Annotated in this window: 18 protein-coding genes; 2 read left to right on the top strand and 16 right to left on the bottom strand. The window is 70.3% G+C overall.

Annotated features, from left to right (window positions below):
* Window positions 1–111: 111 nt before the first annotated feature.
* Genes ACTWPW_RS06150 through ACTWPW_RS06130 form a run of 5 tightly spaced genes read right to left on the bottom strand, consistent with a single transcriptional unit; the run spans window position 112 to window position 5,501 of the window.
* A complete protein-coding gene (locus tag ACTWPW_RS06150; RefSeq protein ID WP_443168142.1) occupies window positions 112–897 on the bottom strand; it encodes an ABC transporter permease in 786 nt (261 codons plus the stop codon).
* Window positions 894–1,745: an ABC transporter permease gene (locus ACTWPW_RS06145; RefSeq protein WP_443168141.1), complete on the bottom strand. Its 852-nt coding sequence runs from the start codon at window positions 1,743–1,745 to the stop codon at window positions 894–896. The genes ACTWPW_RS06150 and ACTWPW_RS06145 overlap by 4 nt, the downstream gene beginning before the upstream one ends.
* Before the next feature lie 3 nt (window positions 1,746–1,748).
* Entirely contained in the window at window positions 1,749–2,951 is a 1,203-nt protein-coding gene (locus ACTWPW_RS06140) for a polyamine ABC transporter substrate-binding protein (RefSeq protein WP_375115088.1), read from the bottom strand.
* A 21-nt stretch (window positions 2,952–2,972) separates the two neighbouring features.
* On the bottom strand, window positions 2,973–4,040 hold the full coding sequence (locus ACTWPW_RS06135; RefSeq protein ID WP_443168140.1) for an ABC transporter ATP-binding protein: 1,068 nt from the start codon (window positions 4,038–4,040) through the stop codon (window positions 2,973–2,975).
* An 18-nt stretch (window positions 4,041–4,058) separates the two neighbouring features.
* Window positions 4,059–5,501 (bottom strand): gamma-aminobutyraldehyde dehydrogenase, encoded by a 1,443-nt coding sequence (locus tag ACTWPW_RS06130; protein WP_364127130.1) that lies wholly within the window; start codon window positions 5,499–5,501, stop codon window positions 4,059–4,061.
* A gap of 197 nt (window positions 5,502–5,698) precedes the next feature.
* On the opposite strand from ACTWPW_RS06130, the gene ACTWPW_RS06125 reads away from it, so the two are divergent.
* Window positions 5,699–6,190, top strand: a complete 492-nt coding sequence (locus ACTWPW_RS06125; RefSeq protein WP_375115086.1) for an Lrp/AsnC family transcriptional regulator — start codon at window positions 5,699–5,701, stop codon at window positions 6,188–6,190.
* Here ACTWPW_RS06125 and ACTWPW_RS06120 read toward each other — a convergent pair.
* From ACTWPW_RS06120 to speB, 3 genes are read right to left on the bottom strand one after another with little or no spacing between them, the layout of a single operon-like run.
* Entirely contained in the window at window positions 6,187–6,834 is a 648-nt protein-coding gene (locus ACTWPW_RS06120; RefSeq protein ID WP_375115085.1) for a cyclase family protein, read from the bottom strand. The genes ACTWPW_RS06125 and ACTWPW_RS06120 overlap by 4 nt on opposite strands.
* The gene (locus ACTWPW_RS06115) at window positions 6,831–8,357 is read right to left on the bottom strand and encodes a purine-cytosine permease family protein (RefSeq protein ID WP_375115084.1); all 1,527 of its coding nucleotides are present in this window, start codon (window positions 8,355–8,357) and stop codon (window positions 6,831–6,833) included. Before ACTWPW_RS06115 ends, ACTWPW_RS06120 begins: the two co-directional genes overlap by 4 nt.
* Window positions 8,354–9,286: an agmatinase gene (gene speB / locus ACTWPW_RS06110; protein WP_443168139.1), complete on the bottom strand. Its 933-nt coding sequence runs from the start codon at window positions 9,284–9,286 to the stop codon at window positions 8,354–8,356. The genes ACTWPW_RS06115 and speB overlap by 4 nt, the downstream gene beginning before the upstream one ends.
* Before the next feature lie 69 nt (window positions 9,287–9,355).
* Here speB and ACTWPW_RS06105 point away from each other — a divergent pair, with 69 nt between their 5' ends.
* The gene (locus ACTWPW_RS06105; protein WP_375115082.1) at window positions 9,356–10,816 is read left to right on the top strand and encodes a PucR family transcriptional regulator; all 1,461 of its coding nucleotides are present in this window, start codon (window positions 9,356–9,358) and stop codon (window positions 10,814–10,816) included.
* A 30-nt stretch (window positions 10,817–10,846) separates the two neighbouring features.
* On the opposite strand, the gene ACTWPW_RS06100 is transcribed toward ACTWPW_RS06105, so the two are convergent.
* The 8 genes from ACTWPW_RS06100 to ACTWPW_RS06065 are packed head-to-tail and all read right to left on the bottom strand — an operon-like array spanning window position 10,847 to window position 20,888.
* Window positions 10,847–13,588: a glycoside hydrolase family 38 N-terminal domain-containing protein gene (locus ACTWPW_RS06100; RefSeq protein WP_375115081.1), complete on the bottom strand. Its 2,742-nt coding sequence runs from the start codon at window positions 13,586–13,588 to the stop codon at window positions 10,847–10,849.
* Window positions 13,585–14,664, bottom strand: a complete 1,080-nt coding sequence (locus ACTWPW_RS06095) for a Gfo/Idh/MocA family protein (protein WP_443168138.1) — start codon at window positions 14,662–14,664, stop codon at window positions 13,585–13,587. Before ACTWPW_RS06095 ends, ACTWPW_RS06100 begins: the two co-directional genes overlap by 4 nt.
* The gene (locus ACTWPW_RS06090; RefSeq protein WP_375115079.1) at window positions 14,661–15,554 is read right to left on the bottom strand and encodes a TIM barrel protein; all 894 of its coding nucleotides are present in this window, start codon (window positions 15,552–15,554) and stop codon (window positions 14,661–14,663) included. Before ACTWPW_RS06090 ends, ACTWPW_RS06095 begins: the two co-directional genes overlap by 4 nt.
* A complete protein-coding gene (locus ACTWPW_RS06085) occupies window positions 15,545–16,717 on the bottom strand; it encodes a CehA/McbA family metallohydrolase (RefSeq protein ID WP_375115078.1) in 1,173 nt (390 codons plus the stop codon). The genes ACTWPW_RS06090 and ACTWPW_RS06085 overlap by 10 nt, the downstream gene beginning before the upstream one ends.
* The gene (locus tag ACTWPW_RS06080) at window positions 16,714–17,778 is read right to left on the bottom strand and encodes an ABC transporter ATP-binding protein (RefSeq protein ID WP_375115077.1); all 1,065 of its coding nucleotides are present in this window, start codon (window positions 17,776–17,778) and stop codon (window positions 16,714–16,716) included. The genes ACTWPW_RS06085 and ACTWPW_RS06080 overlap by 4 nt, the downstream gene beginning before the upstream one ends.
* Window positions 17,778–18,596 carry a carbohydrate ABC transporter permease gene (locus tag ACTWPW_RS06075; protein WP_364127003.1) on the bottom strand — a complete coding sequence of 273 codons (819 nt, stop codon included), beginning with the start codon at window positions 18,594–18,596 and terminating at the stop codon, window positions 17,778–17,780. The genes ACTWPW_RS06080 and ACTWPW_RS06075 overlap by 1 nt, the downstream gene beginning before the upstream one ends.
* Window positions 18,593–19,525, bottom strand: coding sequence for a carbohydrate ABC transporter permease (locus ACTWPW_RS06070; RefSeq protein WP_375115076.1), 933 nt, complete (start codon window positions 19,523–19,525; stop codon window positions 18,593–18,595). The genes ACTWPW_RS06075 and ACTWPW_RS06070 overlap by 4 nt, the downstream gene beginning before the upstream one ends.
* Window positions 19,500–20,888 carry an extracellular solute-binding protein gene (locus ACTWPW_RS06065; protein ID WP_375115075.1) on the bottom strand — a complete coding sequence of 463 codons (1,389 nt, stop codon included), beginning with the start codon at window positions 20,886–20,888 and terminating at the stop codon, window positions 19,500–19,502. Before ACTWPW_RS06065 ends, ACTWPW_RS06070 begins: the two co-directional genes overlap by 26 nt.
* Window positions 20,889–21,032 lie beyond the last annotated feature (144 nt).

The raw sequence follows: 21,032 nt of genomic DNA, 5'->3' as shown, positions 1-21,032 counted from the left end.
CGCGCGGGTTCCCCCCGCCGGAATCCGATCTCGCCTCCCTGTTCTTGACTGGTTCTCGGGCAGGTGGAAAACCCCTCCGCGACCTGCGGAGGGGAAGCCGGATGAATGCTCTCAGGTACGGCGGCGCGCCGCGACCGCGTTGGCGATCGCGATGAGCACCCCGACGCCGAAGATCAGCGTACCCATGACGTTGACCTGCGGCGGGATGCCGGTCTTGACCGCGCCGACGATCCACAGCGGGAAGGTGACGGTCGAGCCGTTGACGAAGCTCGTCACCACGTAGTCGTCGACGGACAGGGCGAACGACAACATCGCCCCCGCCATCACGCCCGGCATGATCGACGGCAGCGTCACCTGGCGGAACGTGCCCCAGGCCGACGCCCCCAGGTCCTTGGCGGCCTCCTCCAGCGACGGATCCAGGGTGACGACCCGGGCCCGCACCGTGACCACCACGAAGGACAGGGAGAACAGCACGTGGGAGATGATGATCGTGTTCGCGTCGCGCGGCACGTTGCCCGAGACGAACAACGACAGCAGCGACGCGCCCATGACCAGCTCGGGCGTGGAGATGGCGGCGAAGACCAGGAAGTTCGTCACGCCCTTGCCGCGGAAGCGGTGCCGGCCGAGCGCCAGGCCCAGCATCGTCCCGATCACGACCGTGATGATCGTGCTGACCAGGGCGATGACCAGCGAGTTGCGCAGCGCCACGGTCAGGTCGGAGATGTCGAACAGCTCGGCGTACCAGCGCAGCGTGAAGCCCTGCCAGGTGGTGTTGGACTTGCTCTGCTTGTCGTTGAAGCCGAACAGGATCATCACGGCGATCGGCGACGACAGCCAGACGATGATCACCCAGGTGTAGATGTGCAGCAGGCGGTCCCCGAGCCTCGTCCCTCTCATCGGGCCGCCGCCTCGAGCACGTTCTCCGTCCCGAGCACCCTGGCGTAGATGAAGATCCCCACCAGCAGCACCGCCATCAGCGTGAACGACAGCGCCGAGGCGGTCGGGTAGTGGAGGTTGGTCAGGTATTCGGTCTGGATGATGTTGCCGATCATCGTGTTGCCCGTCCCGCCCAGGATCGCGGCGTTGATCGGGTCGGCCGTGGCGGGCACGAACGTCATCAGCACCCCGGCGAAGACCCCGGGCAGCGACAGCGGCAGCACCACCCGGCGGAAGGCCGCCGCCCGGGTCGCGTACAGGTCCTGGGCCGCCTCGACCACCCGCGGGTCCACCCGCTCCAGCGACACGTAGATCGGCAGGATCATGAACGGCAGGAAGTTGTACGTCAGGCCGCCGACCACGGCCACCGTCGTGGCCAGCACGTGGAAGTCGGCCGGCAGCACCCCCCAGTCCTTCAGCGTGCCGAACAGGATGCCGTTGTCCGCCAGCAGGAAATTCCACGAGATCGTCCGCAGCACGAACGACACGAAGAACGGCAGCAGGAGCAGGAACAGGTACATGGACTTGCGCCGGCCGCCCTTGAAGGCGATCCAGTACGCCACCGGGTACCCGATCAGCAGCATGGCCACGGTCGCGAGCCCGCCGTAGAGCAGCGAGCGCGCGAGCTGGGTGCTGTAGCGGCCGATCGCGTCGCTGTAGTTGGAGAAGCTGAACGTCATGGCGAAGCCGTCGATCGCGTTGCCGGTCTGCAGCGACACCGACGCCATCGCCACCATGGGCACGACCAGGAAGATCGCCAGCCACATCCAGCTCGGCAACGCGAGCAGGTAGGGGGTGAGCCGCCTCATCGCTTATGCCTGGGTGATGGACTGGAAGATCGGGTTGAACACCTGCTCCTGCTGGGTGGTGAGCTGGGTGTAGCTGCGCAGCTTGGCGTAGTCGGCCTCGGTGGGGAACATGAGCGGGCTGTCGACCATGTCCTCCAGGGCCTTCTTGTCATCGCCCTTGGCCGTCTTGGCCTTCTCCCGCAGCAGGTCCTGCACGGCCGGGACCGGCGTCACGTACTGGATGTACTCGTCCAGCTCGGCGGCCACGGCCGGCTGGTAGAGGTAGTCCATCAGCATGAGGGCGTCCACCGGGTTGGCCGCGCCCTTGGGGATGAGCATGTTGTCGGTCCAGATCGTGCCGCCCTCGGCGGGCACCACGAACTTCACGGGCTCGCCGGCGAGCTGCCGCTGGAACACGTCGCCGGACCAGGCCATGGTCAGCCAGACGTCACCCTTGGACACGGCATCAATATACGACTGATCGTAATATTTCCGGACAAGTCCGGCATCACGCTGCGCCTTGAGCTTCTCCCCGGCCTTCTTCCAGTCCGCCTCGGTCGACTTCTCGGGGTCGATGCCCAGCGCGAACATCCCGAAGTTGCCGATCTCCTGGGCGTCGGCCATCATGCCGACCCGCCCCTTGTACTTGGGATCGAACAGCGACTCGATGCTGGTGATGTCGTCCTTGACGTAGTCGGTGTTGTACGCGATCCCGGTCACCCCGGACGTGTACGGGATCGTGTACTTGTTCCCCGGGTCGTAGGACCGCTCCTTGTACTTCTGCCCGGCGTTGGCCTGGAAGTTCGGCAGCTTGGAGTGGTCCAGCGTCACCGCGTAGCCGAGCTCGATCATGTGCTGGAGCTGGATGCCGTTGGTCATGACGACGATGTCGTAGCCCAGCGGCTGCCCGGCGCGCAGCACGGGGTCGGCCTTGCCGAAGAACTCCGCGTTCTCCTGGATGACCTCTTTGTACTCGTAGGAGATGCCGGTGTCCTTCTTGAACTTCTCCAGCGGCCCCTTGTCCTCCGGCATGTACTCGGGCCAGTTGGCGAAGACGACCTTGCCGTTCTGCTTCTGCTTGGCCCAGAAGTCGGCGACGGCGTCGGCCTTCGGCGGCGCGGCCTTCTGCCCCTGCACGCCACAGGCGGCCAGAGCGAGGCCGGCGGCGGAGAAACCGGCGAGCCTGAAGACGTCACGACGGGTACGGGGCTGGGTCATTCCACGCATGAAGGGGTTCATGAGGTGCTATCAACTTCCAATCACATACGAGTGCTGCGCCTGCCAGGACAGCCACACGGAGTCGCCCCGCTCCGCCGTCGCCGTGGCGTCGTGCGCGTTCTGCTGGAACACCGTGATCTCCGCCCCGTCCGGGAGGCTCACGGCGTAACTGTTGTAGGTGCCCAGGTAGACGACCTCACCCACGGTGCCGCGCACCGCGCTCAGCTCCCGGCCGGGCTCCTCGGTGCCGATGGTGATCTTCTCGGGCCGCACGGTCACCGTCACGTCGCCGTCGCGCCCCGGCACCAGCACCCGGCCGCCGCCGACCTTCAGCTCGCCGCCGGTCGCGGCACCGGCGAGCAGGTTGGAGGTGCCGATGAAGCCGGCCACGAACGGCGTGGCGGGCCGCTCGTAGATCTCGCGCGGACCGGCGAGCTGCTCGACCAGGCCGTCGTTCATGACGGCGATCCGGTCGCTCATGGTCAGCGCCTCGTTCTGGTCGTGCGTGACGTACACGAACGTGATGCCGACCTCGCGCTGGATGCGCTTCAGCTCGATCTGCATGGCCTGGCGGAGCTTGAGGTCGAGCGCGCCCAGCGGCTCGTCCAGCAGCAGCGCCCGCGGGCGGTTGACCAGCGCCCTGGCCAGCGCCACGCGCTGCTGCTGGCCGCCGGACATCTCGCGCGGCATGCGCTTCTCCCGGCCGCCGAGATCGACGATCTCCAGCATCTCGCCGACCCGCCGCCTGATCTCCTCCTGCGGCGTCCTGCGCTGCTTGAGGCCGAAGGCCACGTTGTCCCAGACGCTCATGTGCGGAAAGAGCGCGTAGGACTGGAAGACCATGTTGATGTCGCGCTTGTTCGGCGGGACGTTCGTCACGTCCTGGCCGTGAAGCTTCACCAGCCCCTTCGAGGGCGCCTCGAAGCCCGCGATCATTCTCATGGTCGTGGTCTTGCCGCAGCCGGACGGGCCGAGGAGGGAGAAGAACTCCCCCTCGGCGATGTCCAGCGTCACTCCCTTGACCGCCTGGACGACCTCGCCATGCGAGTGATACTCCTTGACGACGTCTTCAAGCTCAATCGCACTCAGCCCGGTCATATCCAGGATTTTTCCTTGCTAGTCGCCGATGTAGTGCATGACGTGCTTGACCCTGGTGTAGTCGTGCAGACCGAACACCGAGAGGTCCTTGCCGTACCCGGAGTGCTTGAAGCCGCCGTGCGGCATCTCCGAGACGAACGGGATGTGCGTGTTGACCCACACCACGCCGAAGTCGAGCCGGTTCGACATGCGCATGGCCCGGCCGTGGTCGGAGGTCCAGACCGAGCCGCTCAGGCCGTACTTCACGTCGTTGGCCTTGGCCAGCGCGTCGGCCTCGTCGGAGAACGTCTGGACGGTGATCACGGGCCCGAAGACCTCGTTCTGCACCATCTCGTCGTCCTGCCTGAGCCCGTCCACGATGGTCGGGGCGAAGAAGTAGCCCTGGTCGCCGACGCGGTGACCGCCGGTGAGGACCTTCGCGTGCGCGGGGACCCGGTCGATGAAGCCCTGGACCTTGGCGAGCTGGTTCTCGTTGTTGAGCGGGCCGTAGAGGGCCTCCTCGTTGTCCAGGTCGCCGGTGACCGTGCCGGCGGCGGCCTCGGTGAGGGCGGCCACGAACTCGTCGTGCACGCTCTCGTGCACCAGCACCCGGCAGGCGGCCGTACAGTCCTGGCCGGCGTTGTACAGGCCCGCGGTGGCGATGTCGGCGGCGGCCTTGCCCAGGTCCTTGACGTCGTCGAAGACCACGACCGGCGCCTTGCCGCCGAGCTCCAGGTGCACCCGCTTGAGGTCGTCGGCGGCGCTCTTGGCGACCGACATGCCCGCGCCGACCGAGCCGGTGATGGCCACCATCGCGGCCGTCGGGTGGCTCACGACCAGGGCGCCGGTCTCGCGGTCGCCGGTGACCACGTTGAAGACGCCCGCGGGCAGCACCTCACCGAGGATCTCGGCCAGCTTGAGCGTCGAGACGGGAGTGGTGTCGGAGGGCTTGAGCACGATCGTGTTGCCGGCCGCCAGCGCGGGGGCGATCTTCCAGACCGCCATCATCATCGGGTAGTTCCACGGCGTGACCTGGCCGATGACGCCGATCGGCTCGTGCCTGATCACGCTGGTGTGCTCGGCGAGGAACTCGCCGGCCGTCGGCCCCTCCAGCGTGCGCGCCGCGCCCGCGAAGAAGCGGAAGTGGTCGGCGGCGACCGGCGTCTCGTCCTCGGCCATGCGGGCGCGGGGCTTGCCGGTGTTGCGGCACTCGGCCTCGTTGATCTCGTCGGCCCGCGCCTCGATCGCGTCGGCGACCTTGAGCAGCAGGTTGGCCCGCTCACCAGGGGTGGTACTGCCCCACGACTCGAACGCGGCGGCCGCGGCGGCGAAAGCGGCGTCGACGTCCTCGGCACCCGACACCGGGGCCTGGACATAGGCCGCGCCCGTGCAGGGATCGATGATGTCGGAGAATCGGCCGCTCTTGGCGTCCACGAACTCACCGTTGATGAAGTTCTGCAGACGGGTGGTCGTCAAGGTGATGACCTCCTCGTGAGGTGGGCTGAGATGCCGCGACTCTGACAGAGCAATGGCATCCGGACAAGGGATTTCGTGGTGAAGATATCAAATTGCTACGAATTCGCTTGACAGACCGCGAAGAACTGACAACATGTCGCACCAGGACGGCAACCCACCGGGAACGCCCCCGTAACGCCGGACCGGTAGGAGGAAACCTCTCGATGACGACGCCGCCGCGCGTACGCCGAAATCACGCCAACTCCGGCCCCGTGGTGCTCGACGACCTGTCGAAGCAGATCATCGAACAGCTCCAGACTGACGGGCGCATGCCGTACGCGGCGATCGGGAAGGCGGTCGGTCTCTCGGAGGCGGCGGTGCGCCAGCGGGTCCAGCGGCTGCAGGACGCCGGCGTGATGCAGATCGTCGCCGTCACCGACCCCCTCACGCTGGGCTTCCCCCGGCAGGCCATGATCGGCGTCAACTGCGAGGGCGACCTGGAGTCGGTGGCCGACGAGCTGGCGGCCATCGAGGAGATCGACTACGTGGTGCTCACGGCGGGCTCCTTCGACGTGATCGTGGAGGTGGTCTGTGAGGGCGACGGTCACCTGCTGGAGATCCTCAGCAAGATCCGCGCCATCCCGGCCGTGCGGGCGACCGAGTCGTTCGTGTACCTGAAGCTGCGCAAGCAGACGTACTCCTGGGGCACCCGCTAGCCCACCCTCGCGACCGCGCGCACGGGCGCGCCGTCGGCGCCGGGGAGCCGCAGCGGCAGCAGGAACACCTCGATCGGCCTCCCCCGCACCTCCAGCAGCCGGTCCAGGCCGGTCAGGTTCTCCGCGATCACGGCGTGCGCGCCGCACAGCACCCGGTGCGCCGGGAAGTCCTCGGCGGGCGTCGGGTCCACGCTCAGCGCGTCGATCCCGACCGTACGGACGCCCCGCTCGACCAGCAGCCCGGCCGCCTCCTCGCTGAGGTACGGGTGCGCCGGATAGTCCGCGCTCCCCCAGTACGCCGACCACCCGGTGGCGACCAGCACGATCGTCCCCGCCCTGACCTCCTCGACCCCCTCGAAGGCCGCCGCCCCGATGGCCGAGCGCGGCGCCAGGCCACGCGCGTCCACCACCACGGCGGGCCCGCAGAAGCGCTCCAGCGGCAGCTCGTCCAGCGCGGGCAGCGTGTCGTCGATGTGGACGGGCGCGTCCACGTGGGTGCCCGACTGGGAGCCCAGGTGCAGGGCCAGCACGTTGACGCCGTCGCGGGCCACGGTGAGCGCCGGGCCGACCGAGACCTCCGGATCGCCCGGGTAGACGGGCATCCCGGTCTCGATCGGCACCGACAGGTCGACGAGCTCGCTCACGCGACCGGCTCCGCCGCCCGGCCCGCCGCGGAGTCCACGATCGGCAGGATCGGGGTGTCGGCCGAACGCACCAGGCGCGGCCCGTCGGGACCGTAGACCTCGCGCGGCTCGGGGAAGACGGCCAGCAGCGCCAGGTAGAGCAACCCGGCCACGGCCAGCCCGACCGGCAGCGAGATGTCCACCTCGCTGGCCAGGTGGCCGAGCGGCCCGACGAACTGGCCGGGCAGGTTGACGAACATCAGCGCCAGCCCGGCGGAGACCAGCCAGGCGCTCAGCCCGCGCCAGTTCCAGCCGTGGGCGAACCAGTAGCGGCCGCCGCGCTGGCGCCGGTTGAACACCTGGAGCGCCTCGGGGTCGTACCAGCCGCGCCGGGTGACGTAGCCGAGCATCATGATCACCATCCAGGGTGCCGTACACGTGATGATCAGTGTGGCGAACGTGGAGATGCTCTGCGTGAGGTTCGCGGCGAACCGGCCGACGAAGATGAACACGATCGACAGCGTGCCGATGAAGACCGTGGCCTGCACCCGGGAGAAACGGGGGAAGACGCTGGAGAAGTCGAGGCCGGTGCCGTACAGGGAGGTCGTGCCGGTGGACATCCCGCCGATCAGGGCGATGAGGCAGACGGGCACGAAATACCAGCCGGGGGAGACGGCCAGCAGGCCGCCGACGTAGTTGGGGGCGGCCGGGTCCACGTACTCGGCGGCCTTGGCGGCGATGATCGAGGCGGTGGCCAGGCCGAAGAAGAACGGCAGGATGGTGGCGATCTGCGACAGGAACGCGGCCGCCATCACCCGCCGGCGCGGGGTGTTCGCCGGGATGTAGCGGGACCAGTCGCCCAGGAAGGCGCCGAAGGAGACCGGATTCGACAGCACGATCAGGGCCGCGCCGATGAACGAGGGCCAGAACGGGGCGCCGGGCGGGAGCGCACCTGGATAGGACGGGTCGAAGTCGCCGGCGAAGGCGAAGACGCCCAGGACGAACAGCAGCGACGCGGCCGCCACCGCGATCTTGTTGACGAACAGCATGAAACGGAAGCCGTACACGCAGACCACGAGCACGAGGACGGCGAAGATCGCGTACGCGGCGCCGTACGAGAGGTCGGTGTCCGGCAGCCCCACGAGCCGGTGCGCGCCGCCCACCAGCGCGTCGCCCGACGACCACACCGAGATCGAGAAGAACGCGATCGCGGTCAGCAGCGACAGGAACGAGCCCACCACCCGGCCGTGCACGCCCAGGTGGGCCGAGGAGGAGACGGCGTTGTTGGTGCCGTTCAGCGGCCCGAACAGCGACAGCGGCGCCAGGATCAGCGCGCCCACCACCAGCCCGAGCACGGTGGCGGCCAGTCCCTGCCAGAACGACAGACCGAACAGGATGGGGAAGGCCCCCAGCACGCAGGTGGCGAACGTGTTCGCGCCCCCGAAGGCGACCCGGAACAGGTCGACCGGGCGGGCGGTGCGGTCGGAGTCGGGGATGCGCTCGACGCCGTACGTCTCGATCTCGGTGATGGAGCCGCTGCTCATGTCTTCTCCTGGATCGCCAGCAGGCTGACGAGGTCGTAGGCCGCGTGGGAGGCGGCGATCGAGGTGATCTCCGCGTGGTCGTAGGCCGGGGCCACCTCGACCACGTCGGCCCCGATCAGGTTGGCGCCGGCCAGGCCGCGCAGGATCTCCAGCAGCTCCCGGCTGGTGAGCCCGCCGGCCTCCGGCGTGCCCGTGCCGGGGGCGTGGGCGGGGTCGAGCACGTCGATGTCCACCGAGACGTAGAGAGGCCGGTCGCCGACCCGCTGCCGCAGCAGGTCGATCACCTCGTCCAGCCCGCGCCGCAGCACGTCGGCCGCGGTCACGATGCCGAACCCGAGCCGCCGGTCCTCCTCCAGGTCCTTCTTGCCGTAGAGGGAGCCCCGGATGCCGACGTGGCTGAGCGCCTCGGTGTCGAGGATCCCCTCCTCGACGGCCCGCCGGAACGGGGTGCCGTGCGTGTACTCGGCCCCGAAGTAGGTGTCCCACGTGTCGAGGTGCGCGTCGAAGTGCACCAGCGCCACGGGACCGTGCTTCCTGGCCGCCGACCGCAGCAGCGGCAGCGCGATCGTGTGGTCGCCGCCGATGGTGACCAGCCGGGCGTCCAGCTCGTCGGCCGCGCCCTCGATGGTCTCGATGGCGGCGCCGATGTCGTACGGGTTGACCGCGATGTCACCGGCGTCGGCCACCTGCACCCGCTCGAACGGGGAGACGTCCAGCCCCGGATGGTACGGCCGGAGCAGCCGGGACGCCTCCCGGACCGCGGCCGGACCGAACCTGGCGCCCGGCCGGTAGGAGACGCCGGTGTCGAAGGGCACGCCCACCACGGCCACGTCGGCCCGCCCGACCTGGTCGAGGCGAGGCAGCCGGGCGAACGTGGCGGGCCCGGCGAAGCGGGGGACCTTGGAGGAGTCGACGGGGCCTGTGTTCATGCGGACAGTGTTCGTCATGGCTCTGACCTGCGACAATTGTGGTCACCACAAAGTATTACGGTGTGTGTTGTGGCTGACCACAAGCTGACGGTCGAAGACCTCATCCGCTCCCCCGCCCTGCAGCTCCGCGTCCTGGCGGGCGAGTCCGGCCTGCCCCGCTCGGTCTCGTGGGCCCATGTGAGCGAGCTGGACGACCCCACCCCCTGGCTGCTGGGCGCCGAGGTCATCATGACCACGGGCATCGGCGTCCCCCGGACGGCGGCCCGGCAGCGCGCCTACCTGGAGCGCCTGGACGACGCCGGCGTCTCGGCCCTCGCCCTGTCGGCCCAGCTCCACGTCCCGCCGCTGCACCCGGCCTTCTTCGAGACCGCCGAGGAGCGCGGCATGCCGGTGCTGGAGGTGCCGCTGGCGGTCCCGTTCATCGCGATCGCCCAGGAGGTGGCCGCGGCGCTCCAGGAGGACGCCAGCCACCGCCTGGGCGCCCAGCTCCAGGTCTTCGGCGCGCTGCGCTGGCTGGCCGCGGAAGACCTCGACACGGCCACGCTCTTCAAACGCCTGGAACGCCTGTCCGGCTACGACGTCTTCCTGTCCACCCGGCACGGCCGTCCCCTGCTGCCCGGCGTGCCCGTCCCGCCTCTCGACGTCCTTCCCGGCCAGCCCGACGCGCCGCCGACGATCCCCGGCGGCTTCGTCGTCCCGGTGTCCGCTCCCGGGGGCCCGGCGGGCTACCTGGTGGCCTTCGAGCGCGAGGGCGCCCGCCCGGCGGGCCTGGCCGTCGTCCAGCACATCGCCACGGTCGCGGCGCTGCAGGTGGCCATGGCCCGGCACGAACGGGAGACGCTGCGCAGGGAGGGCGCGGAGACGCTGGCCGAGCTGCTCCAGGACCTCCTCGACCCGCCGGCCGCCCGCCGCCGCCTGGCCCGGCTCGGCCTGCCCATGGACGCCGACACCGTCCTGCTGGTGGTTCGCGGTGTCCCCGACGACGCCCTCCGCCGCGCCCTCGACCCCCTGCCCCACCTGATGCTGCGCCGTGGCGACGACCACTACGTCCTGGGCCCGCCCGCCCTCGGCCCCGCCGTCGCCGCCGCCCCGGGCGCGGCCGCGGGCCTGAGCCGCCCGTTCCCGCCCGGGGAGTCCTTGCAGGTGGCGCAGAGGGAGGCGGTGTGGGCGGTGACCCACGCCGCCGAATCGGGCAAGGCCCTGGTCCACTACGGCGAGGACACGACGGGCCGCTGGCTGCCGGACGACCCGGCGACCCTCTCGGCCCTGGTGGACCACGTGCTGGGCGGGGTGCTGAGCTACGACGAGGCGCACGACTCGAAGCTGCTCATGTCGGTTCGGGTGTGGATGGAACGCAACCGTCACGTGGAGGACGCCGCATCCGCCCTCCACGTCCACCCCAACACCCTGGCCTACCGCCTACGCCGCTTCGCGGCCCTCACGGGTCGCGACCTGTCGTCGAGCGCGGCGTTCGCCGAGGTCTGGCTCGCCATCCGAGCCGCCCGCCAGCTCGGCCTCCTCGGACCTTAGCGGGCCGTCCCGGCGACCAACCTCAATCGCTCACTGCTGACGGAACTGGATGGTCGCGATCTCCCACGCTTCCAGCGGCAACCGCACCACACCGTCCCTGACCTGCACGGGCTCTCCCGGACGCCCGCGCAGGTCGGCCTGCCGGGCCTCGACCAGGTCGCCGGAAATGACCGCCTCGGTGGGCTCGGGGGTGAGGGCCACCACCCGGAGCTCCTTCCAGCCGTCCCGGTCCCGCAGCGAGGTCATCACCACGCCCTCGCCCGTCACCGACAGCCCGGCCGCGGGTGAGGGCAGCGGGAGGAAGCGCTCGCCCTGCCCCGGCACCACGAGCAGGTCGTGCCGGAAGGACTCCGCCTGCGGCACCACCTCCTCCCAGGAGCCCTGGTACGGCATCAGCGCCAGGTTCACCGACCGCACCCCGCGCGACTGCGCCGCCGGAGTGGGCAGCTGGGGGCCGGCCGGTTCGGGGCGGAGGGCGTTGCGGTTGCGGGAGAGGTAGCCGACCGAGCGCAGCAGCGTGAGGGCCAGCTCCCCGTCCTCGACCTCGTACTCCGTCACGTGCTCCAGCAGCGCCGCCACGCCTCCGGCGGCCACCCAGGAGGAGGCCGGGAAGGTGGGCAGCGGAGTCTCGCCGCAGCCGCCCTCCGAGGTGAGGCCACGGGTGACGACCGCGAACTGGCCCTCGGCGTACGAGTGCGTGGCCGCCGACGGGAGCGGGACGTGCAGGCGTACCCGGTGGTCGTCGCAGCGGTTGTCGAACTCGACGCGCAGGCGGACGAACGGCTCGCCCGCGCGCAGCTCGACCTGGGTGGTGACGGTGATGTCCTCCATCTGGGAGCTGCGCGTCATGGCGGGCACCTCCGGAGCGCCGTCCACACCCTCGCCCGAGACGGGCCACCGGTAGGTACGCCGCACCTCCACGATCGACACCAGCGGCCCCGAACAGAGCAGCTCCACCTCGACCCGCTCCGGCTCCGACACCAGGAGGTCGGCCAGCGGGGGCGCGTAGTTGTAGGTGTCGCCCACGTCACCGCGGTCGACGATGCGGCCCGCGCCGGTGACCGTGGTGCCGTCCTGGCCGACCAGCGTCAGCGTGCCCTCCGGCTCGATGGTGACCCGCAGCAGGCCGTTGTCCAGCACCTCGTGGTCGCCGCGCACCGGCAGGGCCGCCGAGTCGGAGCGGAGCCAGCAGGACGGGTGGTGCTCGCCGAGCATGGGGTGGACCCGCTCGGTGCGGGCGGGGCCGTAGACCCGGTCGTGGGGGACGGGGCGGATGCTCGTGTGGCCGAGCGGCGGGGCCTCCACCAGGGCCGCGACCGTGCGGCGGGGCTCGGCGACGATGCGGACGCGGGTCACGCCGTCGAGGGCGCCCCGCAGGTCGTCCACGTCGAAGACGACCGAGGTCTCGCGGGCCACGGTGAAGACCAGCGTGTCGCCCTCGACCGTCCAGTCGGTGATGTGCTGGCCGTACAGCTCGGTGCCGTGGATGAAGGTCAGCGCCGTGGCGGGGTCCATCTCCTCGTCGAGCAGCAGCGTGGCCGCGTACTCGAGGGGTTGCGTGGGCACCGGCCGGCCCCACGGGTCCACCAACGGGTCCATCCCGGCGACGTCCACGATCACGACCCCGCCCCGCGCGTCCGGCGTCGGGTTGACGATGAGCACCCCGTCGGACGGTACGGTCCGCGCCAGGCGGGCGGTCACCATGTCGCGCACGGCCTGCCCGAGCTGCTCGGCCTCCGCGATGCGGGCGGCCACCTGCTGGGCGGTTTCGTCCACGCCGCACCCGGTCACCGAGTCGTGGCCGCTGGCGTCCACCAGCCGCCACCACGCCATGTCGAGGAAGCGGCCCGGCCACTTGTCGCCCCAGAGGGCGGCCAGCGGCTCGGCGTAGCGCTCGACCATCCGCTCGGCGCGGCCCATGGCCTGCTTGACGTGGGCGCGGACGGAGATGACGCCGGGCAGGATGTTGGCCCGGGCATGGGAGCGGAGCTCTCCGTGCACCTCGGGCAGGCCATCCACTTCACCCGAATAGGCGCCGATATATCCGGACAAGGTGTCCATGCGGGCGCCGATCGCCGTCACCATCTCCGGCAGCCCGCGCACGGGCGCCGAGTGGTCGGTCCCGTACATCGCCAGCAGCGACCCCTCGGGACCGTGCCACTCCCGCATGGTCTTGACGAACGCCGCCGCCCGCTCCTCCAGCCCCTGCGCGTCGTAGAACAGGTGGGCCCCGTTGCCGTAGCCGCCCGCCGGGAGGTACTGGGTGCGCAGCGCCGTGCCGTCGGGGGCGACCCAGGCGAACGCGTCGGTGGTGACCGAGGACGGCACCCCGCGGTACACGCAGGCGTGCAGCAGACCGGCCTTGCGCAGGATCTGCGGCATCTGGGCCGTGTGGCCGAACATGTCCGGCAGGTAGCCGACCGGCATGGCGCCACCGAGCTTGTCCGCCCGGTCCATGCCCAGCTCCAGGTTGCGGATGATGTTCTCGCCGGAGCACAGGAACTCGTCGAGCAGGATCTGCCACGGCCCCACCGCCAGCCGCCCCGACTCCACCAGAGCCGCCACGCGGTCGCGGTTCTCCGGGCGCACCTCCAGGTAGTCGTCCACGCAGGCGAGCTGCCCGTCCAGGGTGAAGTGGTAGGCCGGCTCACGTTCCATGGTGTCGAGCACCTCGTCCAGCAGCGCCACCAGGCGCAGCCGGAAACGCTGGAACGGTTCGTACCACTCCCTGTCCCAGTGCGTGTGCGGTACGACGACGATCTCCTTGCTCACGCTGCCTCCCCTCCAATGGGCAGATCATGCTGTACGGCGTAACGGGCCGCGATCCGCTGCGCCGTGACGATGTCCTCCAGCCCGCCGACCACGTCGGTCAGCGGCGGCTTGCCATCGTTCACGTAAGCATGGAAGGCCACGAGTTGTACCTCGAATGCCTCAGTCACGTCCCGCCAGTGCGTCCGGCTCTCGCCGTCGGAAACCACGGTGAGCCTGGTCGGGGCATTCATCAGATAAGGCGAGGGGAAGACCAGCTGGAGCGAGCCCCGGTCATGGTGGACGGCCACGGTCTCGCGGTAGGCGGGATAGTCCTCCAGATAGTGCCAGCGGATGGAGAACCGGCCCCGGATCGGCAGCGGCCCGGAGATCTCGATGGAGCCGGGCGGGGGCCCCCACGTCTCAACGTGCGAAATTTCCGTAGGCGAGCCAGTAAAGCGCCTCAAGAGCGACAAATCGTGGCATATCGAGCCCAACGCCACCCCGTACAGGTTCCGCACCGCCTCGGGCGCCGACTCCCCCAGCGCCCGCGACACCAGATCGGTCTCCGCGGCGCGCAGCGAGGCGAGCAGCCCGGCGTCCACGTCGCGGGCCTGCGCCAAATTCGCGAACGCGAGCTGCGACTCCCCGCTCGGATGCAGCACCGTCACCTCGACCGCCCTGATCACCTCGGGCCCGCCCAGCCCGGCCAGCAGCTCCTCGGCCCGGCGCACGGCGGGGTCGTACTGCTTCATGTAGCCGACCATCAGCCGCCCCTCGGGCAGCGCCGCCACCTCGGCCCTGGTCAGCGCCAGCGGCTTCTCGCACAACACGGCGTACCCGCCGGCCAGCGCCTGCCGCACGGTCTCGCCGTGGGAGCCGGAGGCCAGCACGACGACGGCCTCGAAGCCGCCGTCGGCCAGCATCTCCGCCACATCGGTGAAGCGCCGGGAGGCGCCCAGCCGGTCCCCGACCACGTCGGCGAGCGTGCGCGACAGGTCGCAGACCGCCACCACCTCGAACAGGTCGCGCCGCCTCGACAGCAGCGGCACGTAGACCGCCTGGGTGACGGCCCCGCAACCCACAAGAGCGATTCTCAAAGTCCCAAGTCCTTCAGCTTCCGGCGATTGGCCGCTTGATCGGCGATGTTCTGGGCGACCGTGCGCCGCCCGGGCAGGGTGTCCTGCTCGATGACGATCCAGCCGGCGTAGCCGATCTCGTCCAGCGTCCGCACGACGCCGGGCAGGTCCAGCTCGCCCTCCCCGAGCCGGGCGAACCCGCCGCGGCCCATGAGCTCGCGCAGGTCCACGCCGTCCGACAGGGCCTGGGCCAGGATCTTCGTGTCGCCGTCCTTGATGTGCACGTGCCCGACCCGGTCCGCCCACGCGCGCAGGCAGGCGACCGGGTCTCCCCCGGCCAGCAGCAGGTGCCCGGTGTCCAGGCAGAGCGGCACGTCGGTCAGCTCCAGCAGGCGCTCGACGTCCTCGGGGGTCTCGACGTACGTGCCGAGGTGGTGGTGGAAGGCGGGCTCGAACCCGCGCTCGCGGCACCGGTCGGTGGCCTCCTGGACGCGGGCGGCGTACGCGGGCCAGTCGGAGGCGGCCAGCCCTGGAGCGCTCCCTCCCGGGCGGGCGAACCGCTCCGGGGAGCCCGAGCAGGCCAGCGTGGGCCGCGGCGCCAGGTCACCGGCGGGGGCGGCGGCGAACACGTCGAGCGCGGCCTCCAGCGCGGGCAGCCCGCGAGCGTACGCCTCGGCGTCGCCGTAGCGCAGGTCCACCCAGCCGCCCGCGAGCAGCAGTCCGGCCCCGGCCAGCCGGTCGGCCAGCTCGGAGCCGGTGCCCAGGTAGCCGATCGGGCCGGAGTCGATGCCCTCGTAACCGGCCTCGGACAGCGCGCGGACCATCTCGTCGGGGGTCAGCGGCGGCGGCGCGTCACTCAGCTCGAACACGCCGAAGCTCACAGGGGCGTTGGCGACTTTCCTCACGCGCATAGGGCGATCACCTCGTTCTCGTAGGTTTCCAACCGGTGCGGCCCGTCGATCGCCGGCAGCAGCACCCGTTCGCCGCGGACCACCCGCCGGGTGCCGTCGGGGCGGACCAGCACCAGGCCGTCGGCGTCCAGCGCGAGCAGCTCATCGCCCAGCCTGACCAGCAACGGCCCGTCGGGGCCCGTGGAGACGGCGGTGCGGCCGGCCCGCACGCCGTCCAGCACGGCACCGGTCTCCTCGGCCAGCACCCAGGTCGTGGGCGCGCCGGGCAGACCGTCGGAGCCGGGGCGGTGGAAGTCGCTGCCGCCGATCGCGATCACGTCGTCGCGCCAGGCGTCGGCCCAGGCCAGCGGCGCGCCCCAGCGGCGGTCCCACCAGCCGGAGCTCCACACCTCGGCGACCCGGGGCCGGCGGCTGATCGGCAGCAGCCAGGCGCAGTCGCCGCCGAGCGGGTGGTTGATCGAGATCAGCCCGCCCTCGCGCTCGGCGTGCTCCACCCAGGAGTCGGCCGGCTGCCGGAAGTCCACCCAGCCGACGTCGCCGAACACGTTCGCGTGGCCCCGGTCGGTGGTGACCTCCTGGCCGGGGATGAGCGTGACGTCGCGGTCGATCTTGCCCAGCCAGGGGTGGTGGCTGACGGTGTTGTGGTCGGTGACGGCCAGGAAGTCGAGCCCGCGCCCGTGGGCGAGCTCGGCCAGCTCGGCGATGGTCAGGCTGCCGTCGCTGTGCAGGGTGTGGGCGTGGAAGTCACCGGCGTACCAGCGCAGGCCGTCGACGTCGGGAATGTCCCGGCGGGGCGGGCGCTCGCCGTGCGGCGGCTCCCCGGCGACGGGCTCGGGCACGCTCTCGAACGAGATGTCGAGGGTGTAGTCCAGGCCCTGCGACGGGATCCGGTGCAGGCGCAGCCACACGTGCCAGGTCCCGGCCTCCGGCTCGCCCGGCAGGTAGCCGGGGGTGGCCCAGTCGCGGGTGATCGTGTACTCGTCGCGCGCGCCTCCCGACCAGCCGCGGAAGCCGTCGGGGGAGCCGCACCCGAGGTCGATCACCCCTTGGGACCTGTCGTAGGAGAGCTTCACGGTGACGGCGGCCGCCCCGGGCGGCACCTCGAACGGCACCTCCCGCAGGATCCGCTCCAGCCGGTCGTCCAGCGACCAGTGCCCTCTCACACCAGCTCTCCGTTCCGGTAGACGAGTGCCCGGTCGCGCCGGGGCAGCGCATAACCGTCATCCCCCACGGCGGGTTCACTGCCCTCAGGCACGACGGCCTGCACGGTCGTGTCGTTGACGTCGAGGGTCACGAGATGGGACGCGCCCAGGTTCTCCACGATCGCCACCTTCCCGCCGAACGCCCCCTCCGCGGCCTCGGCGGAGTAGGTCATGTACTCGGGCCGAACGCCGTACACGATCTTCTCCCCGTCGGACAGCAGCCCCTCCGCGGAGGCCGGGACCGCGACCTTGCACCCGGCCACCTCCAGCGTGTCACCTCGTACGGTGCCGTCCAGCAGGTTCATGGGTGTCGAGCCGATGAAGCCGGCGACGAACGTGTTGGCCGGCCGCTGGAACACCTCGGCCGGCGTGCCGATCTGCCGGATGTGGCCCGCCTCCATGACCGCCATCCGGTCGGCCATGGCCAGCGCCTCGGCCTGGTCGTGGGTGACGAAGACGGTGGTGACGCCCAGCTCGCGCTGGAGCTTCTTGAGGAACGTGCGCGCCTCCAGCCGCAGCCGGGCGTCCAGGTTGGACAGCGGCTCGTCGAACAGGTACGCCTGCGCCTGCGTGGCCATCACCCTGGCCAGCGCCACCCGCTGCTGCTGCCCGCCGGACAGCTGGCCGGGCCGCCGGTCCATGAGGTGTTCGAGCCCGAGCCGCGCCCCCACCTCGACGGCCTTGTCGCGGCGCGCGCCCTTGGGGACCTTCTTGATCCGCAGCGGGTAGGCGATGTTCTCTGTGACGTCCATGTGCGGGAACAGCGCGTAGTCCTGGAACACCATCGCCACGTCCCGGCCGCCCGGCTGCACGCCCGTGACGTCCCGCCCGCCGATCACCACGGCGCCGCCGGTGGCGGTCTCCAGCCCGGCGATCGTGCGCAGCAGCGTGGTCTTGCCGCAGCCGGAGGGCCCGAGCAGGGCGAAGAACTCGCCGTCGGGGACGGCCAGGTCGAGCGCGTCGAGCGCTTTCACCCCGCCGGGGTAGACCTTGGTCAGCCCGCGTAGTTCGATGGCGGCCATTAACGCTTGATCCCTCCGTGGAAGCGGAAGCCGTACTTCTTGCTGACGAACAGGTACATGAGCACCACCGGGATCGAGTACAGCAGCCCGAACGTGGACAACATGCTCAGGTTGGCCTGACCGCCCTCGGTGTACAGCGTGTACGTGATCACGGCCGCCGGCTGCTTCTCGACGTCGCTCAGCAGCAGGTACGGCATCAGGAAGTTCCCCCACACGTTGGCCACGGCCCAGACGGCGATGGTCGCCAGACCGGGGCGTACCAGGGGGACGACCACGTGCCGGACGATCTGCAGCGGCGTGGCCCCGAAGACCCGCGCCGACTCCTCGTACGACTTCGGGGTGGAGTCCATGAAGTCCTTGAGCATGAAGATCGCCGCGGGCAGCAGGCCGCCGGTCAGGATGAGGATCAGCCCGAACTGGGAGTCGATGAGGTTCAGCTCGACCGCGAGCTGGAACAGCGGCACCATCGCCGCCGTCCCCGTGATGATCGACGACAGCAGCAGCAACGCGTACAGCAGCGCGTCCCGCCCGGGCAGCCGCACCCGGCTCAGGGCGTAGGCGGCCAGCGCCGCCAGGACGACCACCAGCACGGCGGTGCCGGCCGACAGGACGACCGAGTTCCACAACGACGGCAGCGCGTACGGGTGCTCCAGCACCGCCCGGAAGTTGTCCAGGGTGAAGTCGGGCACGTTCACCTCGTACGTGGGGTCCGAGGTGAACGGCGCGGTCACCAGCCACAGCAGCGGGATCGTGAAGAACGCCAGCAGCACCGCGATCAGCGTGCAGAACCCGATCCGGCCCAGGACGAAACGCGTCATTTCTTGCTCCGCAGCAGCCGCAGGTAGAACACCGCCACGACCAGGTTGATCAGCAGGATGATCGTGGAGACGGCGGCGCCGTAGCCCAGCTCGCCGCCCTGCAGCGCGACCTTGTACACGTGCACGGCCAGCACCTCGGACTTGCCGTCGGGGCCGCCCGCGGTGAGCAGGAAGGGGGTGAAGTCGTTGAACGTCCACAGGCTGATGAGCAGCAGGTTCGTCAGGATGTGGCCCCTGATGTGCGGGAACACCACGTCCCTGAGCTGCTGCCAGCCGGAGGCCCCGGCCAGGCGGGCGCTCTCCAGGTGCGACGGGGGCACGTTCCCGAGCGCGGCGCCGTACAACATCATCGAGAACGCCGTGCCACGCCAGGTGTTGAACACGATGATCGACAACATCGGGTGGTCGAGCAGCCAGGCGAACCCGGGGATGCCCAGCAGCGCGTTCAGCGTGCCGCCGTCGCGGTCGAGCAGCGCCACCCACAGGAACGACACGATGGCGCTGGGCAGGATCCAGGCCAGGATGACCAGGCCCTCGACCAGCCGCTTCAGCGGGCCGCGCCGGTCGCGCAGCAGCCACGCGATGGTGAAGCCGAGCCCGACCTGTCCGATGACGGCCGAGCCCAGCACGAACTGCGTGGTCAGCCACGTCGAGTCCCAGAACGCGGGGTTGGAGACCGCGTCGAGGAGGTTGTCGAGCCCCACGAACTGCGGCTCCGCGGCCGCGATGCCGGTCAGGCGGTAGTTCGTGAGCCCGAGGTAGAGCACCCAGAGCGCGGGGAAGACGAGGAAGACGGCGATGAGGAGCAGGGCGGGGGCCACGAAGACCCCGGCCCGCCACCTCCCCAGGCCCGCCGCGTCCGAGCTGTAGCGAACGGGCTCCTGCTCTACCGGGAGCTCGACCTCAGGAGGCGATATTGCCTGCGCCACCGACGATTCCCTCAAGCTTCTTCTGGTAGTCGGCCGCCGCCTGGTCGGGCGCGGTCCCGCCCACGACCGCGGCGGTGGCCTCCTGCAGCGCCACCGACACCTGCGGGTAGACCGCGACCGGCGGCCGGTAGGCCGTCAGCGGCAGCACCTTCTCCGAGATGTACGTCAGCAGCGGCTCTCCGGCCAGGATCTCCTTGTTGACGTCGGTGCGCGGCGTGACGCGGACGTTGCCGTTCGCGGTCTCCGCCTTCAGCGCCTCCGGCGAGAGCGTGAAGGCCAGCAGTTCGAAGGCCTCCTTCGGGTGCTTGCTGTTGGGGTTGACCGTACGCAGCGCGCCGCCCGACATGCTGACGAAGTCCTGGCCCCTGAGGCCCTTGCCGGGCTCCATGGCCGGGATCATGGCGTATCCCACGGTCTGGTCGCGGTCGGCCATCTTGGCCACGCCGTCCTTGGGGTTGACCACGCCGCGCCAGAAGTAGTCGCCCTCCATCAGAATGCCGATCTTGCCCTCGGCGAACTGCTGGAACGACTTGTCGCGGCCCTTGGCCTCCTGCTGGAGCTTGGGGTCGCCGAGGCCGCCGCCGTAGATCTTCTGGTAGAGGCCGAGCGCGTCCTTCAGCGGCTGGGAGGCGCCGCTCCACTTGCCGTCCTTGAGCACCTCGCCGCCCGCGCCCGCGAGCAGCGGCAGCACGCCCTGCATCGAGGTGGCCTCGCCCATGGCGGTGCCGGCGTTGATCTGGATCGGCACGGGCACGCCGGAGGACTTGAGCTTGGTCCCGGCGTCGAGGACCTCCTGCCAGCTCTTCGGCTGCCAGTCGGCCGGCAGCCCCGCCTTGGCGAAGAGGGTCTTGTTGAAGTAGAGCACCCGGCCGTCGGTGCCGATCGGCAGGGCGTACTTCTTGCCGTTGAACTCGGCCATCCCCTGCACCGCCTCGGGGATCTGCGCCCAGCCGTCCCAGCTGTCCGCCTCCGCCCCGACCAGCTCCGACAGCGGCTTGATGTAGCCCGCCTCGGCGAACTCACCGGCCCAGATGCTGTCGATGTCGATCACGTCCGCGCCCTTGCCTGACTTGAGGTCGAGGGAGAGCTTGGTCTTGTACTGCTCGTCGTCCACTCCGCTGGGAACGAACTTGACCGTGACGTCCTTGCCCTTCGCCTTCTGGGCCGCCTCGAACTTGGGGATCACCCAGTCGGCGATGTATTTCGCGGCCGCCGCGTTCTTCCCGCCCGCGATGGCGTTCTGGGCGATCGTCAGCTCGATCGCGTCACCGTCCCCGCCGGACGACTGGCCGCAGGCGGCGAGCCCCAGACCGGCCGCGGTGATGACCGCGACCACACCCATCGACCGTTTCCGCAATGCCATGCAAACCCTCCGACGTGTCCTAAAAGGGAGGAGCCATGGGCCAATATGTCATGACATCCATATGACGTAAAGACCTGGCCATAATTCGAGGATGTGCCCGCATGCTGCGTCTTTGCTCGACCGGGAGCGATCTAACCGTCCGAC

Source organism: Nonomuraea sp. KM90 (assembly GCF_052246675.1).
Taxonomy (GTDB): Bacteria; Actinomycetota; Actinomycetes; order Streptosporangiales; family Streptosporangiaceae; genus Nonomuraea.
Note: the sequence above shows the minus strand (reverse complement) of the source record. Positions and strands in the feature narration are given on the sequence as shown.

What these genes read in the sequence shown, in the direction of transcription:
- ACTWPW_RS06150 (WP_443168142.1), bottom strand. Translation starts at nt 897, where the DNA reads ATGAGAGGGACGAGGCTCGGGGACCGCCTGCTGCACATCTACACCTGG.
- ACTWPW_RS06145 (WP_443168141.1), bottom strand. Translation starts at nt 1,745, where the DNA reads ATGAGGCGGCTCACCCCCTACCTGCTCGCGTTGCCGAGCTGGATGTGG.
- ACTWPW_RS06140 (WP_375115088.1), bottom strand. Translation starts at nt 2,951, where the DNA reads ATGCGTGGAATGACCCAGCCCCGTACCCGTCGTGACGTCTTCAGGCTC.
- ACTWPW_RS06135 (WP_443168140.1), bottom strand. Translation starts at nt 4,040, where the DNA reads ATGACCGGGCTGAGTGCGATTGAGCTTGAAGACGTCGTCAAGGAGTAT.
- ACTWPW_RS06125 (WP_375115086.1), top strand. Translation starts at nt 5,699, where the DNA reads ATGACGACGCCGCCGCGCGTACGCCGAAATCACGCCAACTCCGGCCCC.
- ACTWPW_RS06115 (WP_375115084.1), bottom strand. Translation starts at nt 8,357, where the DNA reads ATGAGCAGCGGCTCCATCACCGAGATCGAGACGTACGGCGTCGAGCGC.
- speB (WP_443168139.1), bottom strand. Translation starts at nt 9,286, where the DNA reads ATGAACACAGGCCCCGTCGACTCCTCCAAGGTCCCCCGCTTCGCCGGG.
- ACTWPW_RS06090 (WP_375115079.1), bottom strand. Translation starts at nt 15,554, where the DNA reads ATGCGCGTGAGGAAAGTCGCCAACGCCCCTGTGAGCTTCGGCGTGTTC.
- ACTWPW_RS06080 (WP_375115077.1), bottom strand. Translation starts at nt 17,778, where the DNA reads ATGGCCGCCATCGAACTACGCGGGCTGACCAAGGTCTACCCCGGCGGG.
- ACTWPW_RS06075 (WP_364127003.1), bottom strand. Translation starts at nt 18,596, where the DNA reads ATGACGCGTTTCGTCCTGGGCCGGATCGGGTTCTGCACGCTGATCGCG.
- ACTWPW_RS06065 (WP_375115075.1), bottom strand. Translation starts at nt 20,888, where the DNA reads ATGGCATTGCGGAAACGGTCGATGGGTGTGGTCGCGGTCATCACCGCG.